The sequence below is a fragment of the Mycobacterium paraterrae genome (genome assembly GCF_022430545.2).
GTDB lineage: Bacteria > Actinomycetota > Actinomycetes > Mycobacteriales > Mycobacteriaceae > Mycobacterium > Mycobacterium paraterrae.
On sequence record NZ_CP092488.2, the window covers coordinates 1,317,733 to 1,333,293 of the forward strand.

General features: G+C 65.4%; 16 protein-coding genes and 1 pseudogene. 6 read left to right on the plus strand and 11 right to left on the minus strand.

The features are described from left to right. Positions 1–260 precede the first annotated feature (260 nt). On the plus strand, positions 261–821 hold the full coding sequence (locus tag MKK62_RS06290; protein WP_240261863.1) for a hypothetical protein: 561 nt from the start codon (positions 261–263) through the stop codon (positions 819–821). 20 nt (positions 822–841) lie between these two features. Here MKK62_RS06290 and MKK62_RS06295 read toward each other — a convergent pair whose 3' ends face one another. From MKK62_RS06295 to MKK62_RS06310, 4 genes are all read right to left on the minus strand, one after another. Then, positions 842–1,096, minus strand: a complete 255-nt coding sequence (locus tag MKK62_RS06295; protein WP_260060470.1) for a hypothetical protein — start codon at positions 1,094–1,096, stop codon at positions 842–844. A gap of 605 nt (positions 1,097–1,701) precedes the next feature. Then, positions 1,702–1,971, minus strand: a complete 270-nt coding sequence (locus tag MKK62_RS06300; protein ID WP_240261862.1) for a hypothetical protein — start codon at positions 1,969–1,971, stop codon at positions 1,702–1,704. Further along, positions 1,971–2,774 (minus strand): hypothetical protein, encoded by an 804-nt coding sequence (locus tag MKK62_RS06305; RefSeq protein ID WP_240261861.1) that lies wholly within the window; start codon positions 2,772–2,774, stop codon positions 1,971–1,973. Before MKK62_RS06305 ends, MKK62_RS06300 begins: the two co-directional genes overlap by 1 nt. After that, positions 2,771–3,067 (minus strand): hypothetical protein, encoded by a 297-nt coding sequence (locus tag MKK62_RS06310; RefSeq protein WP_240261860.1) that lies wholly within the window; start codon positions 3,065–3,067, stop codon positions 2,771–2,773. Before MKK62_RS06310 ends, MKK62_RS06305 begins: the two co-directional genes overlap by 4 nt. Positions 3,068–3,114: 47 nt before the next feature. Between MKK62_RS06310 and MKK62_RS06315 the strand changes: the two genes are divergently transcribed. Next, complete coding sequence (locus tag MKK62_RS06315) at positions 3,115–3,306, plus strand: hypothetical protein (RefSeq protein WP_240261859.1); 192 nt, start codon at positions 3,115–3,117, stop codon at positions 3,304–3,306. Positions 3,307–3,575: 269 nt separating this feature from the next. Here MKK62_RS06315 and MKK62_RS06320 read toward each other — a convergent pair whose 3' ends face one another. Continuing rightward, positions 3,576–3,935, minus strand: a complete 360-nt coding sequence (locus tag MKK62_RS06320) for a hypothetical protein (protein WP_240261858.1) — start codon at positions 3,933–3,935, stop codon at positions 3,576–3,578. 213 nt (positions 3,936–4,148) lie between these two features. Between MKK62_RS06320 and MKK62_RS06325 the strand changes: the two genes are divergently transcribed. The 3 genes from MKK62_RS06325 to MKK62_RS06335 all read left to right on the plus strand — a co-directional run bounded on the left by MKK62_RS06325 (position 4,149) and on the right by MKK62_RS06335 (position 7,974). Further along, complete coding sequence (locus MKK62_RS06325; protein ID WP_260060471.1) at positions 4,149–6,656, plus strand: Eco57I restriction-modification methylase domain-containing protein; 2,508 nt, start codon at positions 4,149–4,151, stop codon at positions 6,654–6,656. Between the two features lie 391 nt (positions 6,657–7,047). After that, complete coding sequence (locus MKK62_RS06330) at positions 7,048–7,668, plus strand: BlaI/MecI/CopY family transcriptional regulator (protein ID WP_240261856.1); 621 nt, start codon at positions 7,048–7,050, stop codon at positions 7,666–7,668. 93 nt (positions 7,669–7,761) lie between these two features. Next, positions 7,762–7,974, plus strand: coding sequence for a hypothetical protein (locus MKK62_RS06335; RefSeq protein WP_240261855.1), 213 nt, complete (start codon positions 7,762–7,764; stop codon positions 7,972–7,974). Positions 7,975–7,998: 24 nt separating this feature from the next. Here MKK62_RS06335 and MKK62_RS06340 read toward each other — a convergent pair. Both MKK62_RS06340 and ssd read right to left on the minus strand, forming a co-directional pair. Beyond that, positions 7,999–8,598 (minus strand): annotated as a pseudogene (locus tag MKK62_RS06340) (ATPase, T2SS/T4P/T4SS family); the annotation flags it as partial. Further along, a complete protein-coding gene (ssd, locus tag MKK62_RS06345) occupies positions 8,595–9,674 on the minus strand; it encodes a septum site-determining protein Ssd (protein WP_286670890.1) in 1,080 nt (359 codons plus the stop codon). The pseudogene MKK62_RS06340 and the gene ssd, both read right to left, overlap by 4 nt. Before the next feature lie 381 nt (positions 9,675–10,055). Between ssd and MKK62_RS06350 the strand changes: the two genes are divergently transcribed. Next, entirely contained in the window at positions 10,056–10,904 is an 849-nt protein-coding gene (locus tag MKK62_RS06350) for an HAD-IB family hydrolase (protein ID WP_240261854.1), read from the plus strand. Between the two features lie 406 nt (positions 10,905–11,310). On the opposite strand, the gene MKK62_RS06355 is transcribed toward MKK62_RS06350, so the two are convergent. The 4 genes from MKK62_RS06355 to MKK62_RS06370 form a co-directional block, all read right to left on the minus strand. Further along, positions 11,311–12,084 carry an oxidoreductase gene (locus MKK62_RS06355; RefSeq protein WP_240261853.1) on the minus strand — a complete coding sequence of 258 codons (774 nt, stop codon included), beginning with the start codon at positions 12,082–12,084 and terminating at the stop codon, positions 11,311–11,313. Between the two features lie 114 nt (positions 12,085–12,198). Next, complete coding sequence (locus tag MKK62_RS06360) at positions 12,199–13,788, minus strand: dipeptide ABC transporter ATP-binding protein (protein WP_434085028.1); 1,590 nt, start codon at positions 13,786–13,788, stop codon at positions 12,199–12,201. Continuing rightward, positions 13,785–14,642, minus strand: a complete 858-nt coding sequence (locus tag MKK62_RS06365) for an ABC transporter permease (RefSeq protein WP_240261852.1) — start codon at positions 14,640–14,642, stop codon at positions 13,785–13,787. Before MKK62_RS06365 ends, MKK62_RS06360 begins: the two co-directional genes overlap by 4 nt. Continuing rightward, the gene (locus MKK62_RS06370; protein WP_240261851.1) at positions 14,635–15,561 is read right to left on the minus strand and encodes an ABC transporter permease; all 927 of its coding nucleotides are present in this window, start codon (positions 15,559–15,561) and stop codon (positions 14,635–14,637) included. The genes MKK62_RS06365 and MKK62_RS06370 overlap by 8 nt, the downstream gene beginning before the upstream one ends.

The window sequence follows — 15,561 nt, forward strand, 5'->3', positions numbered from 1 at the left end:
CTCCTGGGGTTGTCGGGTCGACTAGGCATCGACATCGAAACCGCAGGAGAGGCCGCCCCAGCGCAGACGCGCCGAACGACATCAAGTAGGTCTGGGCAGATTCATGGCCGCCTGCGGGCACTTTCGTATCCGCCGGTGGGCAGTTCTTATTGGCCGCGAACGGGCACTTTCATGTCCGCCAGTGGGCAGTTTTTCATGTCCGCCGACAGGCGGTCACAGTCGACCTCGGCGCTGGTGCGCCGATCGAAGTAGTTCGTCAGGTGATTGACAACCTCGACACCGCTTGTCAGTTCGGCGGTGCGCTCCAATACCAGGCGGCTCGGGTGCAAGCGGAACTAGCGATCCTTCGCAGGCCCAGCGCTTGGGTCGAAGGCCCCGCATACGAGGACTACCAATTCCCTTGGAAGTTCGGCGGACTGCCGCAGGCCATATTGGACGCCGCAACTGCGAGGTATCTTGCGGAGACGAACGTGGTGCAGGAGACGTTGACAACGGTCGAGAGCATCCGATATTCGAATCCGATCGAGATCGTCCTAGGTGCGGCGATGTTGACGGCAGTTGTAGTCTTGCGGACCGTCCGCGACTGGCCATCTCGCCGACGACTCAATGATGCTGTTGCCGACGACGCGCGGAACATTGTCCTGGCCCGTAAGGAACTTCGCGATGCTCTGGTACGCAACGTTATCGACGGCAACATTCCCATCGGTTCGCAGCAGATTGAGGAACTGCTCACGCTTGATGTCACGAGGGCGTTGACCGCGCTCGGTGACTCGCAGATCACTCTGCAAGAGCTGGAGGGAACGGACAAATCGAACAGCTAATCGCCGCGTTTAGTTGCCTCTCACTGTTCGTCGGTGATACCGACCGCCAACCCTAATCCCTGCACCTGATCGGGTATTAGGCGGTACTCGGGCCAGGCGTCCGAGGCTGCAACCGCTGTGGACCACAGCTCTGCGGCGAGGCCCGTAGCCGCCTTGGCGTGGTCGATCGCAACCTTCGCGCTTATACGGTGGTCGGCTGGAGTACTTTCGGCCTCGGACCCGGCTTCCACGCCGTCGTCGCTGGTGCGGTTGCCCGGTCGGGCAGATCGAAGCACCTGCCCTCGGAGGCAGCGGCTGGTGGTCGGATGCCGTCATGCCGGCTGCCCGTTGATGGTCCCGCTCCCGACGCCGAGCGTGGCTCGGAGTACCTGGGAACCCTTGAGCAGCATGTGATTTTGTGTTGCCGCTTCTTCTGTCAGGCCGAATCCGTACCCGAACGCTCGCTTTCCCCTGGCAGCACTTTGTTCCCGACTGCTATTGCTACCCAAGGGTATAGAGCAGCGCATCTACGGGATCTTCGGTCGCGGAGCGGCAGTCGTCGAGGCATCAGGCAACTTCGCCGGCTGAGTGACCGGGGTTTGCTTATTGCGGTAAAGAGTGACGCCGAACCAAGCTGCAGTGAGACCGGGTACGAGCATGACGGCGAGCGCAATGCCCCATCGCGTCAGCGAACGTGCTGTAGCACTTGGATTCTCATCGTCATATAACTGACTATCCGACCAGGCAAGGTCGGCTTTCGGCCAAGGAACCCCCTGCACTACTGCAGTGTCGTCGGTGGACGCACCGGGACCAACGACGGTCTCGCTAGCATGGGTGCACTCGTCCACGTACGGTGAATTTACGCCGTGACAGGGCCGTCGAACGAAAACGGCCAGGTCGACTAGCCCGAGCGTGTCTTGGAACCTTGGACCCGCTGATATAGGTATCCACCGGCTGCGATAAGCGCGCCGACTAGGCCGACACCGGATACCCAGCGTTCCCCCGGTTTGGTTACGAAGTCGATCGCGAGCAGGATCGCAAGTACCACGAGACCGCCAGCTAGCAGGACACGAGATCGTCGCTGCGCGGTGTCGCTACGCCGACCGTAGGCAACCACACCGATACCGAGGACGAGGCCCACGATCACGAAGGTCAGCGGGCTCGTGTGCATCAGGGTTCGCAATGCTCTAGCCCTTCGAATCCGGCGATAGTAGTTGCCCCGCCCGTCAGGACGCCTCCGATAGCCATAGCCCACTCGCCTGGCCCCAGAGGTGCACCCGCAATACCTCCGGCTACAGATCCGACAGTCAGAAGCGGCCCGCCGATGCCCTCGCCTACGTGCTGGAGGATCTCGCCGGTATCGCACGGGTGCCGGCCATCAGGGGCGGCGCCTTGGCTCATGTCAATAACAGACGGCGGCGGCGGAGGCGGCGACGGGATTTTCTTGCCGTCTCCGGTCGTGTAGTCGGTGAACATGATCTTTCCCTCGCCACCGGTGGCGTTGGTCATGTCGGTGCCGACCTTGGTGTCGTGAGCGACGAGATCGGTGACTTGGGACTGTAGCTGACCCGAGTACGCCTGAGCCTGAGCCTGGCGCTGGGCCGCGACTGCCAGATTCGCTGAGGGACGGGTGTCTACGAACTGCAAGGCCTCAGTCGGGGTAAACCCATCGGCCTGGGCATCCTCCAGCGTGTAGAGCGCCCGGGAGTGCATCTGCGTCAAGGTGCTCGCACCGTCCCGCGCGATCGACGCGGCCTGACGCAGGTTCCCCGCGCTTTCCAAAGCTGTGCTGTAGTCAGCACCCGTACGCGCGTGCAACGCATCCGCTCCCAGACCTTCCCAGGGCAGCGTGCGCGCCTCGTTGTGTACAGCGCCGAACACTTCCTCTCGCTGGTCGGCCAGCGCCTCCCAGTGCGCCGAGGCCTCAATCAAGTGGTCGGTGTTGTACGCCAACACCTGCGACAGCGGCATCACGATTGCACCGCATCCCCGATGACTCCGGCCAACGCCTGGGCGTTCTGCTCCGCATCCATCACCGAGTAGCTGATACCTGCGAGCTGCGTCGCGCCTGCCGTCTCGGCGAGCCTCGCCCCGAATTGGGCGTGGCTTGATGTCACGACACCATGGATTGCACCCACAGCGACGGCCGAGGGCCAAGCGCCCGCGACCTCGGGCGGGAACACATCGGCGAACGTAGCTGCGTGTGCCGCCCACTGAGCACCACCCGCGAAGACCTCGGGCAGCTCGACTGCAAAGCGTCCGTCCATCCTTGTACCTCCCGTCAGGCGGAGTTCGTCTCAATTTACTACCTCCGATGCCATCGAGTGATTCACCTTTTAGCGATCACGGGAACCGAGAGCGGTCCCCCGACGTCGAAGACAGCGTGGACGACGAAGAACGCGAAGCGATTCGAGCCGAGGGGTTCGATCCCGACGAGTCTGCGGTGCGAGCATCACTTGAGCTGGTGCGCTGGGAGCTGGAGCTACTCGGCAGGGATGACCTCTAGGTCGTCGCCGTCCATGCGGGGACTTACGCAGCGCGGACAACGCGACGCGCGACGTCACCGACACCTGCCCGCTACGCGACACATAGGCACCCAGGGCGGGTGACCCCCCCGTTGCGCCGCGCGTCGCGGGAGATGCGAACGGCAGCGTCGGCGCGTGACCGTAGATTGCCTCTATGCCCGATGCGACCGAAGCTGTTCTGGTTCGTCTGCTGTCGAACGACCCCAAGCGCACCGAAGCTGACGTCCAATCGGACATCAAGGAACTCCTCCTACAGCCGAACTTCGGCCTTGACGATCAGCAAGTACCGAAGTTGGAAGTGCAGACAGAGGACGGCACCCGGCGGCGGATCGACATCCTCACCGGCGCCACCGTCGTCGAGGTCAAGAAAGACCTCACGGCAGCCGTCCGCCAAGAGGCAGAGCCACAACTGCGCGGCTACATCGACAACCGTATCGAGCTGACCGGCGGCCGTTACAACGGCATCCTGACCGACGGCCGGACCTGGGTGCTCTACGAAGTTGACCCCGCCACCAATCAGCTGACGGTGCAGTCGGAGTTGCTGATCAGCACGGTCGGCGACACGGACCGCCTTGTCGCCTGGCTCAGTGCCGTCTTGGCCACCGACCACGGTCTTACGCCATCTCCGCGAACGATAGAGGAACGGCTCGGCGTGGACTCACCCGCATATGCGCAAGATCACGCCTACTTGGCCAGCCTCTATGACGCCCTGGCCGATGACCCCACGGTTCAACTCAAACGCGCCCTGTGGGCACGGCTGCTACGTAGTGCCTTGGGAACCGGATTCGACTCGAAACAGAGCCGCCTCTTCATCGATCACACGATGTTGGTGGTCGAGGCCACGGTGATCGCGCACGCTCTGATGGGCTTCACCGAAGAAGAGTTGATGGCTGACCCGGCCGCGATGCTCGCAGGCGAGAAGTTCACCGAGCATGACATCCACAACGCCGTCGAGGCCGGGTTCTTCGACTGGCTCCTGGCGCATCCAGACGGGCAGAAGTTCATTCGTCAGCTGATCCGCCGCGTCGCGGTTTTCGACTGGGACAAAGCCCAGCATGACGTTCTGAAACACCTCTACGAGTCGGTCGTCAACGCCGCCACGCGCAAGACACTCGGCGAGTATTACACCCCTGACTGGCTTGCCGAAGCCGTCATTGAACGCGCTATGGGCGACAACGTTCTCGGTACACGGGCGCTCGACGCCGCCTGCGGCAGTGGGACGTTCGTATTTCACGCCGTGCGTCGGTATCTCGCCGCCGCAGACGCCGCTGGACTCGATCCGACCGCGGCGATCGATGGCGCGCAGTCCCACGTATTCGGTCTCGACATCCACCCTGTGTCCGTCGCCCTCGCCCGTACCACCTACCTAATGGCGTTAGGGTCGCGCCTGACGGGTCCTCGCGGAACCATTACCGTGCCGATCTTCCTCGGCGACGCGGTTCAGTGGGCATCGGACGCTTCCGTCGCCGCCGACACAATCAAGATCCCGGTCGACGCACACGACCTCGCGAACTCGGCCGCCGAACCGACGCTGATCGACATCGAGCAGACGTTGGTGTTCCCGCTTTCTAGCATCGATGACCCCGGCACCTTCGATCGCCTCACCACCGCATTGACGGACCTTGCGCAGACCGTCACCGGCAAGTCGAAGAGACCGTCCGCGGCATCGATTCTCTCGTCTTTCTCCATCAGTCCGAGTTCTGATGACGGCAAGATCCTCACCGAGACCTTTAAGCTGCTGTGCGATCTCCACGCCGAGGGGCGCGACCACATTTGGAGCTTCTTCGTCCGTAACCAGGTCCGACCCCTGTGGTTCTCCCTTCCCGGCCGAAAGGTCGATGTGCTGATCGGAAACCCGCCGTGGGTGTCGTACAGACATATGACGGAGGCGATGCAGTCGAAGTTTCAATCCTTCTGCACGCAGCGCAACCTCTGGCATGGAAAATCGCTGGCCACGCACCAGGATCTGGTCGCACTTTTTGCCGTTCGTGCCTGCGAGCTGTATTTGAAGGACGGCGGGACCTTCGGGCTCGTCACGCCGCTGGCGGTGCTCGATCGGCAGCAGTACGAAGGCTTCCGCGCTGGTAATTGGGGCACGTACGTACGCGGCGAGATAAACGAGTGGTGGGACCTTGAGAAAGTGCGGCCTCAACCGTTTCCGGTGCCTGCGGGCGTCGCCTTCGGAGTGCACCACGCCTACGACGGGGTTGGTATCGACTCCGCCACCGAACCCCCGCACGGCAGCCCACGCACAAAGAAGGCTTTCGCCGGCCGCAGCTCCGCGACATGGGCGGCCACCGAGCCGCAGCTCACCTACACCACCGAGCCGAACGTCGGCCGCAGCGTCGATGACACCGCTGCCTCTCCCTATGCGGCGGTCACCCGGCAGGGCGCGAATCTTGTTCCGAGGTACCTGTTCCTGGTCGAGCGTGTGGCTGGCGGCGGAAAGCTCGGGCACGCGGCCAGCAAGCAACCGATCGTCTCGCGTCGCTCCACCCAGGAGAAGGCGCCCTGGAAAGATCGGCCAGACGTGCACGGCTCGGTTGAGAAACAGTTCATTCACACGGCGCTTCTCGGCGAGTCCATCGCACCATTCCGCCTGCTCGACCCGTTCGAGACGGTTGTCCCCGTCGCCAGCGGAAGCCTGCTCAGGCAGTCCGACATCGATAAGAACCCCGGCCTGGCCCAGTGGTGGAATGCCGTGAACACCGAATGGGACGACCATAAAACGGGACAGAATCGCGCCAAGGCTGTGTCACTAACCCAACAAGCTGATCACATGGGCAAGTTGACCAGACAGCTTGGTGGCGCCAAGCATCGAGTTCTCTATTCCAAATCGGGTAACACGCTGGCAGCGGTCCGGACTGACAACCCCGATCACATAGTCGACCACTCGCTTTATGTTGTACCGGCGCGCAACGAGCCCGAAGCCGTGTACCTGACGGCGGTTCTCAACACCTCTGCGGTCACGGCCGCTGTCGCCCAGTACCAATCGAAAGGGTTGTTCGGGACGAGGCACTTCGACAAGTACGTGTGGCTGCTCCCAATCCCTCAGTACAACGGAACTGACCCGCTTCACGAACAGATCGTCGAGCTCGGTCGACACGCGGAAGAGGTCGCAGCCGCGCTCGAAATCCCCGCGGGAACGGGCTTCCAAGCGGCGCGCAAACTGATTCGACAGGCCTTGATCGCTGATGGCGTTTCCAGTGCTCTCGACGCCGCAGTTGGTCCGTGGCTCCCAACCCCTGCCGAGATTGATGCAACCGCCGCTGCGGTGACTCCTTCGGGCGAAGGCGACGAGGACTCAACTGGCGTGGAGGACGCCACCTAGGCCCTAGTCGACGGCTCCTAGAGAAGCGCCGTCGAGCTTCCGCGGTTGGCGCGGTTGGCGCTCAGCAAGACGCAACGCTGCTGCCGGCGTTGCGATCGTCGAGCAGTGCGTCCAGCACGACTGTTGTCGGTATAGCGCCGCCGACTCCGCACACGTTCGGCGCACAGCTGCGACCAGCCTGAATTCGGAGTCGATCGTCTCGCGGTCCCGCATCATCCGAGCGTAGAGCGGGCTGCTGCTGCTGCTACATAGCGCCAGTTGAGGCCTCCCGCCGTCAAGTCTGCCCGCGTGACTCAACGTTCGGCGCGTTGATGCGCCGCAATCCTCAACTTTGCGGCATTCGGCTATATGATGGCAGCAAGTTTGAGGCAATCCACGGACGGAGGCAGCAATGGGTATCAACCCCGTTTTAGAGCGGCATCTGCTGCAAGCGCGGCGGGAGCTCTTGGCTCAACGCGCCAGCCTCGACGAGGACATTCACCAGATTGATGTGCTACTCAGAAGCGATTCTGGCGTTGTGGCAGTTGAGGCGAAGTCGACGCAGTTGACAGAACGTGGGGATACATCGTCGTCTACAGACCCGAGCGCGAATCAGACGCGCGTCGCTCAACGAGGCACTAGAGGTATCGAGGTGCGCGATCCAGACGGCCTGCGAACTGTCGACGACTACAAGCGGAAGGCTTACCAGTACAACCGCGTGGCCGACCTGTACGAAGGTGGATCAATGCGGTTGGCAATCCTGAACTATCTAACTCAGGCCGGCGAGCCGATGACGACTCAGCACATCGCTAAGGATCTTGCAGAGCAACACGACTGGGCCGAGTCGAGCATCCGCAGTCTTCTCTCCCGCTTGGCCAAGGATGAGGTGATCGTCCTCGTTCGCCGCGGGGTCTACGCAACCTGGGACACCGCGCCGAACGTTGTCCAGGTGGATCTCTCGTCGACTCTCGACGAGGAATCGGACGACGAAGAAGCGCCCGACTCAGAGGAAGCCTTGATGCCCCTGAGGTAACGCCCGAAGACAGAAGGCGACCCCCGTTGCAGCCGGGGGTCGCCTGAACTCCCAAATCCCGACCCGCGTAGATCGTGAAGGAAGAACTCTTCAATGAAACCACCCGATGACAATGATGGCCAGCAAGGGCGCGAAGCACCTGCGATATTGCCGAGGCTATCGATCATTCTGATTACTGGGATCGCTGCTGTCATCACAGCCTTTGTGTGGCCCAACGCTGCTCCCGCTGCGGAGCTTGCAGTGACGTTGGTCGCGATGCTCCTGGACGCCTTGCGCCAGACCGGAGGTCGCATCGATCGCGAGTAGTTCTGGGTGCTACCGGTTGGGTGCGGTTTTGCCCGCGCCAGTCCCGCCGGACACCAGGAACGCCAGCCGGGCGGCGATGACGTCGTCGATCAACGCGGCGGCCGCCGGCGGGATCGCACCGGCCGCGGCCAGAGCGGCGAGGTCCCGAGTCACCGGCCGCAGCACCCGCAGCGACAGGCAGGTACCGCCCGCCGCGACCGGCGGCAGGATCGCGTGCAACCGCACGGCGAAGCTCCCGAGCCCCGAAAGCTGGCCGTCGACCCACGGCTGCGCATCGTCGAGCCGCCGCCCCGCCGCGAGCGCCAGCCGCTGCGCCAAGCGGCGCACCGAGGCTTCGTCAGCAAAGCGAATATCACTGCGCCGCAGACCTTTTCCGTCGTCGATCCATACCGCGTCCGGCGCGGTGACCAGAACATCGGTCGCACCCGGGGCACGCAGCAGCGGCTCCAGGATTCCGGCGCCGGTCAGCTCCGTCTGCAGTATCCGCAGATTGCTCAGCAGTTCGGTGTCGCCCAGGACACCGCCGGACTCCGCCCTGATCGCGTCGGCCACCACGCCCGGACGCAGTGGCGTCGACTCGGCCGCCAGCCGCTCGCGAACGCGGTCGATCAACGAGCCGCTCACGCCGCGCGCCCGTCGGCCCGATGCTTCGGCAGTACGGCCAGGACCTGGCGAGCTGCGGCAGCTAGCCCCGAGCGCCGCCCGATGTGCAATCCCCCGTGCTCGACCTGCTCGGCCAGCCGGGGGTGCGGCCGCATCGATGCCAGTAGCGGGACCGCGGCGATCGTCGCCACCTCCTCGGCGCTCAGTCCACCGGGCGACGGACCCCGCACCACCAGGCCCAGGCTCGGGTTGATGGCCGCGAGCGCTGGTGCGATGGTCGCGGTCGCCGCGCATGCCCGTACGTCGCAGGGACTGACTAGCACCACGAGATCGGCTGTCTCCACAGCGATTTCGACAGCTTCGGTCATTCGGCGGGCGAGGTCGCACACCACGGTCGCCCCGCCGCGACGACCCGCGTCGAGAACGGCGTGCACCGCCCGGGCGCTGATGTCGTGACCCCGACGGGTCCCCGAGAGCAGGCTCGTCCCGCGGTGCCGCGGCACCGCGTCTCGCACGGCCGCCCAGTTCAGCCGTCCACCCTCTAAAGCCAGGTCAGGCCAACGCACGCCGGGTGTGGTCTCGGCGCCGATCAGCAGGTCGATGCCGCCGGCCCAGGGATCGAGGTCCACCAGCATCGGCTCGACCGCCGCCCGCGCGAGCGCAACCGCGAACACCGACGCGCCCGCGCCGCCGCAGCCACCGATCACGGCCAGCACCGCACCGCGGGTCCCGTCGTCGCGGAACGATTCCGCCGCCTCGGCGAGCTCGCGGACCAGATCATGCGCTTGCGCAGGCAATGTGAGCACGTGCCGGGCGCCCACCTCGATGGCCGCGGCCCACATTGCCGGTGGCGTCTCGCCGTTAGTTGCGACGACCACGTGGTCGCGGCGCACCAATCCCGTCAGCGCGCAGCCGACGGCTCCGGCCTCGTCGAGCACGACCGCCGAGGCTGCCGACCACGCTTTTCTACTGACCGCCGACGAGGTCACGGCGTGCACCACCCGCACTCCGACGGCCGCCGCCACCCGGTCGACCTCTTCGCGCAGAACGGGGTCGGCGAGCACCGCCAAAATCCCACGCGCACGGTCAGTCGGCATCGGCCCACCGTGCCGCCGATGACGCTGAGTCGCCAGTCGCGGCGAAGGAAGCTGTGGACAACGTCAGGACGCGTAAAGCGAAAGAACCGATGAGAGATTTACCCGAGAAAAGGGACGACCCCCGCCAGGGGGGGAGGAGGCGAGGGTCGTCGTGTATCAGCCCCGGGGGGTCGGGCTGATACACCCTCGGCAAAGCCGAGTGACACTTACTATACACACGAGAGTGTCACGCGGCGCAAGGGTTGCGTTCGAAAGTTATGTATGACCCTTAAGTAGCTGAACCAAACGTCTCGCTGGTACCACGTGTTACTCGACCGTCTTTGACCCGCAGTTTTACAGACGGCGTCGCGATTAAGGGACTTTCGGCCCTATGCTGGCTGTGTGACCGTCCCCGCCTCGGCCGCTGACCAGCAAACATCGTCGACACCCTCCGGTCCCACCCCGCGCACGGCGGCTTTCTTCGATCTGGACAAGACGATCATCGCCAAATCGAGCACTTTGGCGTTCAGCAAACCGTTCTTCGCGCAAGGACTGATCAACCGCCGGGCGGTCCTCAAGTCGAGCTACGCCCAGTTCTTGTTCCTGCTGTCGGGCGCCGACCACGACCAGATGGACCGGATGCGGATCCACCTGACGAACATGTGCACCGGCTGGGACGTCGAGCAGGTCAAATCGATCGTCAACGAGACGCTGCACGACATCGTCACGCCCCTCGTGTTCGCCGAGGCCGCCGACCTGATCGCCAGCCACAAGCTGTGCGGCCGTGACGTGGTGGTGGTTTCGGCGTCCGGTGAAGAGCTGGTGGCTCCGATCGCGCGAGCGTTGGGGGCGACCCACGCGATGGCCACCCGAATGGTGGTCGAAGACGGCAAGTACACCGGAGACATCGGGTTCTACTGCTACGGCGAGGGCAAGGTGCAGGCCATTCGGGAACTCGCGGCCCGGGAGGGCTATCCGCTGGAGCATTGCTACGCCTACTCCGATTCGATCACCGACATGCCGATGCTCGAGGTGGTCGGACATCCGAGCGTGGTCAATCCCGACCGCGCGCTGCGTCGCGAGGCAGGCTCCCGCAACTGGCCTGTACTCGAATTCTCCCGGCCGGTGTCGTTGCGCGACCGCATTCCGGCGCCGTCGGGAGCCGCGGTCGCCACCACTGCGGCGGTGGGCATCAGCGCCCTGGCGGCGGGCGCGCTGACCTACTCGCTGCTGCGCCGGTTGTCGCTCTAGCGGCGCGCCAGCAAACTTCCGACATCACGGCTCGGCATCGTTTCAGCGTTTTCATTGCAATTGACTCTTGATGTGACCGGGGTCACGGAGTACAAAGGACTCACGGAAGCCCGAACGGCCAAGGTCGATCCAGAAGAGAAGGGCCGATCTCCCGGACGAGGCAACCGAGCACGGTTCTCGGCACCCACGCGGAGTCATAGCCGCGATAATGGCAGAAGTGTTGCGGGCCTGCGTAATTGCGAAGAGCGGATGGCATCGACGCCCTTTGGGTGGGGCGTTAACCGGAAGCGTCGCAAGAACGCCGAGGCCAACCCACGCAGCCCACAGGTGCACGCATGGTAACCGAGATCCGTGCTAGCGGGCGGCGAGCCGAAATCCATCGGTACGCCGCCCGCTTTATCAGTTTTCAGTGACCGTTGCCGCCCTGCTCGGTGAGCGTTTCAGCAATCGTCAGCGCCTCTTGCGCTCCGGTCCGCAGCGCGCGGCAGGACAGCACCAACCAGGACGCCATACCTGCCGGCGTTCCCGAGGCGAACCCGGTCGCCGCGTCGCGGTAATCGCCCGCGCGGCGCATCCACCCGACCTCCGGCACTCCCAGCCCGTGCGGGTCGAGCCCGGTGGCGATGGTGACCAACCGGGACACCGCCCGTGCGACCACACCGTCCGCGGTGCCGAACGGCGCCAAGGTCAACAGCTCGCCATGGGCGACCGCCGCGATCACCGGCGCCGGCGCCTTGGAGCCGCCGGAGACGAGGTGCGCGAGCAGCTCCAGGCGGGGTCCGACGTCGGGATCGGCCCGTGGCCGGCCCAGTCCGTTCTCGTCGACGCGATCCGCCGCGGCCAGCATGTGCAACCGGGCCAGCGCCTGCAGCGGGGCGCGCTGCCAGACCCCGACCAGATTCGTCTCACCGCCTTCGAGTGCTTGCGCGACCCGCAGCGCTCCGGCGAATACCGGGTCATGGGTGGCGGAGACGTCGAGCTGGTCGTCGAGCTTGTGGCCTCCGCCATCCAGCACCGCGGAGGCGCGGGCCGAGCGCAGCGCGGCCTCGGCGGCGGTTATCGGCCATCGCCGCAGATTAGCGCGGTGACGGTGGGCGCGACCGAGCGCTTCACGGGCCTGTTCGCAGGCCGCGGCGACGCCGGGCAGCTCCATCAGCGGAGCCAGCGGATCAGTACTCATTCGCGCCGCTCCTCCTCATCGCCGGGCTCCGCATCGTCGCCGGCGCGCATCATCGGCGCCGTTCCTCCTCATCGCCGGGCTCTGCATCGTCGCCGGCGCATGTCATTGCGCCGCTCAGGATAGGCCAGCCCCGGCGCGCGGGATCGCGGCCAGCAGTTGCTGGGTGTACTCGTGCTGCGGACGGGTGAAGACGCTCTCGGTGCTGGCGTGCTCGACCACCCGGCCCGAGCGCATCACCATCACCTCGTCGGCGATCTGCCGGATCACCGCCAGGTCATGGCTGATGAACAAGTACGTCAGCCCGAGCTCCGCCTGAAGCTGGGTCAGCAGATCCAGGATCTGCGCCTGCACGACGACGTCGAGCGCGGAGACCGCCTCGTCACAGACCACCACCTCGGGTTTCAGCGCCAGGGCCCGCGCGATAGCCACCCGCTGCCGTTGACCGCCGGATAGCTCGCGCGGTCGGCGGCCCAGCAGCGACGCCGGCAAGGCGACGTGATCGGCCAACTCGCGGACTGTCTGCTGACGCCTGCGCCGGTCCCCGATCCGATGAATCCGCAACGGCTCCTCGATGATTCGGGCGACCGAATACATCGGATCGAGGCTCGCGTAAGGGTTTTGGAACACCGGCTGGATCCTGCGGCGAAATGCCAGCGATTCCCGTCTGCTCATCTTCTCGATGTTGCGACCGTCGAAAACCACGGTGCCCGAGCTCGGCGGCAGCAGGCCCAGCACCATTCGGGCCAGGGTGGATTTGCCGGACCCGGATTCGCCCGCAATCGCCAGCGTGGTGCCACGCCTGAGCCCGAACGACACATCGTCGACGGCACGCACTTCCGGCCTGCGCCACGGCACACCGTGTGACGACCGATAGATCTTGGAAAGCCCGGACGCGACGATCACGTCCGGAGCGTCGGGCGGAACCGCTCGCGCGGCCGGGGCATCGCGCAGCGACGGCGCGGCCGCCACTAGCCGTTGCGTGTACGGCTGCTGCGGCTGGCGCAGAATAGACTGCGCTGCACCGGCTTCCACGACGCGGCCCTGGTGCATCACGATCAGCCGCTCGGCCCGCTCAGCGGCCAGGGCGAGGTCGTGGGTGATCAACAGCACCGCCGTGCCGAGGTCGGCGGCGAGGTGCTGGAGGTGATCGAGCACCCGGCGTTGCACGGTGACGTCCAGCGCCGACGTCGGCTCGTCGGCGATCAGCAGCCGCGGCCGGCCGGCCAGTCCGATCGCGATCAGGACTCGCTGGCACATTCCCCCGGACATCTGGTGGGGATACTGGCGGGCGCGCAGCACGGGATCGGTCAGGCCCGCTTCGGCCAACAGCTCGACGGCGTCGCGATCGCTATTGTTGGCGCGCAACGCTTCTCGCACCTGGAAGCCGACCCGCCAGACCGGGTTCAGGTTGGCCATCGGATCCTGGGGCACGTAGCCGATCCCGCTGCCCCGCACGGCACGCAACTGCCGCTGGGTGGCCGCGGTCAAGTCGACGCCGCCGAACTCGATCCGGCCAGCCGTGACTCGTCCGCCCGGCGGAAGCAACCCGAGGATCGCCGCGGCGGTGGTGGACTTCCCCGACCCCGACTCACCGACGACCGCCACGGTTTGGCCCGGGTGCACCGCCAGATCGACCCCGCGCACCGCCGCGTCGTCACCGAAACGCACCTCGAGTCCCGACACGCTCAACAGCGGACTGCTCATAACCGCCAGGCCCGCGAAGCAGGATCGAGCGCGTCGCGCAACACGTCACCCATGATCATGAACGCCAGAACGGTGATCGCCAGCGCGCCAGCGGGATAGAACAGGATCGGCGAGCCCGCGCGCAGCCGGATTTGATCGACGTTGATGTCGCCGCCCCAGGACACCACTGACGGGGGCAACCCGACCCCGAGGTAGGACAACGTGGCCTCGGTGACGATGAACAACCCGAGCGCGATCGTCGACACGGCGATCACCGGGCCGATCGCATTGGGCAGCACGTGCCGCAGCAGGATTCGAAACCTGTTCAGGCCCAGCGCTTTCGCCGCAAGCACGTAGTCGCTACCGCGGACCGCGAGCACCGACCCGCGAGTGATGCGGGCGATCTGCGGCCACCCGAACAGCGCCAGGATCGCGATCACCGTCCACACTGTCCGGTGGTGCATCACCTGCATCAGCACGATCGCGGCGAGCAGCAACGGGATGCCGAAGAATACGTCGGCAACGCGCGACACCAGGCCGTCCACCCAGCCGCCGTAGAACCCGGCCAGCGCGCCGAGCGCGCCCCCGACGACGAACACGACCAGGGTGGCACCCAGCCCGACGGTGATCGAGGCGCGCGCCCCGTAGATGGTCCGGGCGTAGATGTCGTGGCCCTGCAGGTCGGTGCCGAACCAATGCGCCGCCGACGGAGCGAGCAGGCTCTGGTCCGGATTGGCATAGCCCGGATCGGCCGCGGTGAACAACGACGGGAACACCGCGACCACAACGACGAGTGCGATCAGCGCCGCGCTGAGCACGAACTGTGGGCGTCGCCGCAGCGCTCGCCAGACGTCGCTCGACAACGATTCAGCCATAACGGATCCTGGGGTCCAGCGCGGCATAGAGCAGGTCGACCGCCAGATTGGTGACGAGGTAGACCACTACCAGCACCGTCACGATCGACACCACGGTAGGCGCTTCCTGACGGGTGACGGCCTGGTAGAGGACACCGCCGACGCCATGGATGTTAAAGATGCCTTCGGTGACGATCGCGCCGCCCATCAGGGCACCGAGGTCGGCGCCGAGAAAAGTCACTACCGGAATCAGGGAATTGCGCAGGATGTGCACGGTGACCACGCGCGGCCGCGACAATCCCTTGGCGGTCGCGGTGCGCACGAAGTCTGCGTGCGCGTTGTCGGCCACCGCGGACCGAGTCAGCCGCACCACGTAGGCGAAAGAGACTGCGCCGAGCACGATTCCGGGAAGCAACAGCCGGCCGAACGTCGGTTGGTCACCCACCGTCACGGCGGCGAGTCCCAGCCGAACGCCGAGCACGAATTGCGCCAGGAAGCCCAACACGAAGATCGGCACGGCGATGATGACCAGGCTGACGATTAGCACCCCGGCGTCGAAGACCCCGCCCTTGCGTAGCCCGGCGATCACCCCGAACCCGACACCGAACAGCGACTCCACCGCCAGCGCGACCAACGCCAGTTTGAAGGTCACCGGAAATGCCTGCGCTACAACGGTAGTGACCGGCAGCCCGGAGTAGGCGCGGCCGAGGTCACCGTGCAGTACGCCGCCGAGGTAATGCAGGTACTGCAGCCAGAACGGGTCGTCGAGGTGGTACTGCGCGCGTAGTTGCGCGGCCACCGCCGGGGTCAGTGGGCGATCGCCGCCCAGTGCCGCGATCGGGTCGCCGGGCAACAGGAAGACCATGCCGTAGATCAGCAGGGTCGCTCCGAGGAAGACGGGGAGCATTGCCGCGACGCGGCGGACGACGTACCAGCCCAC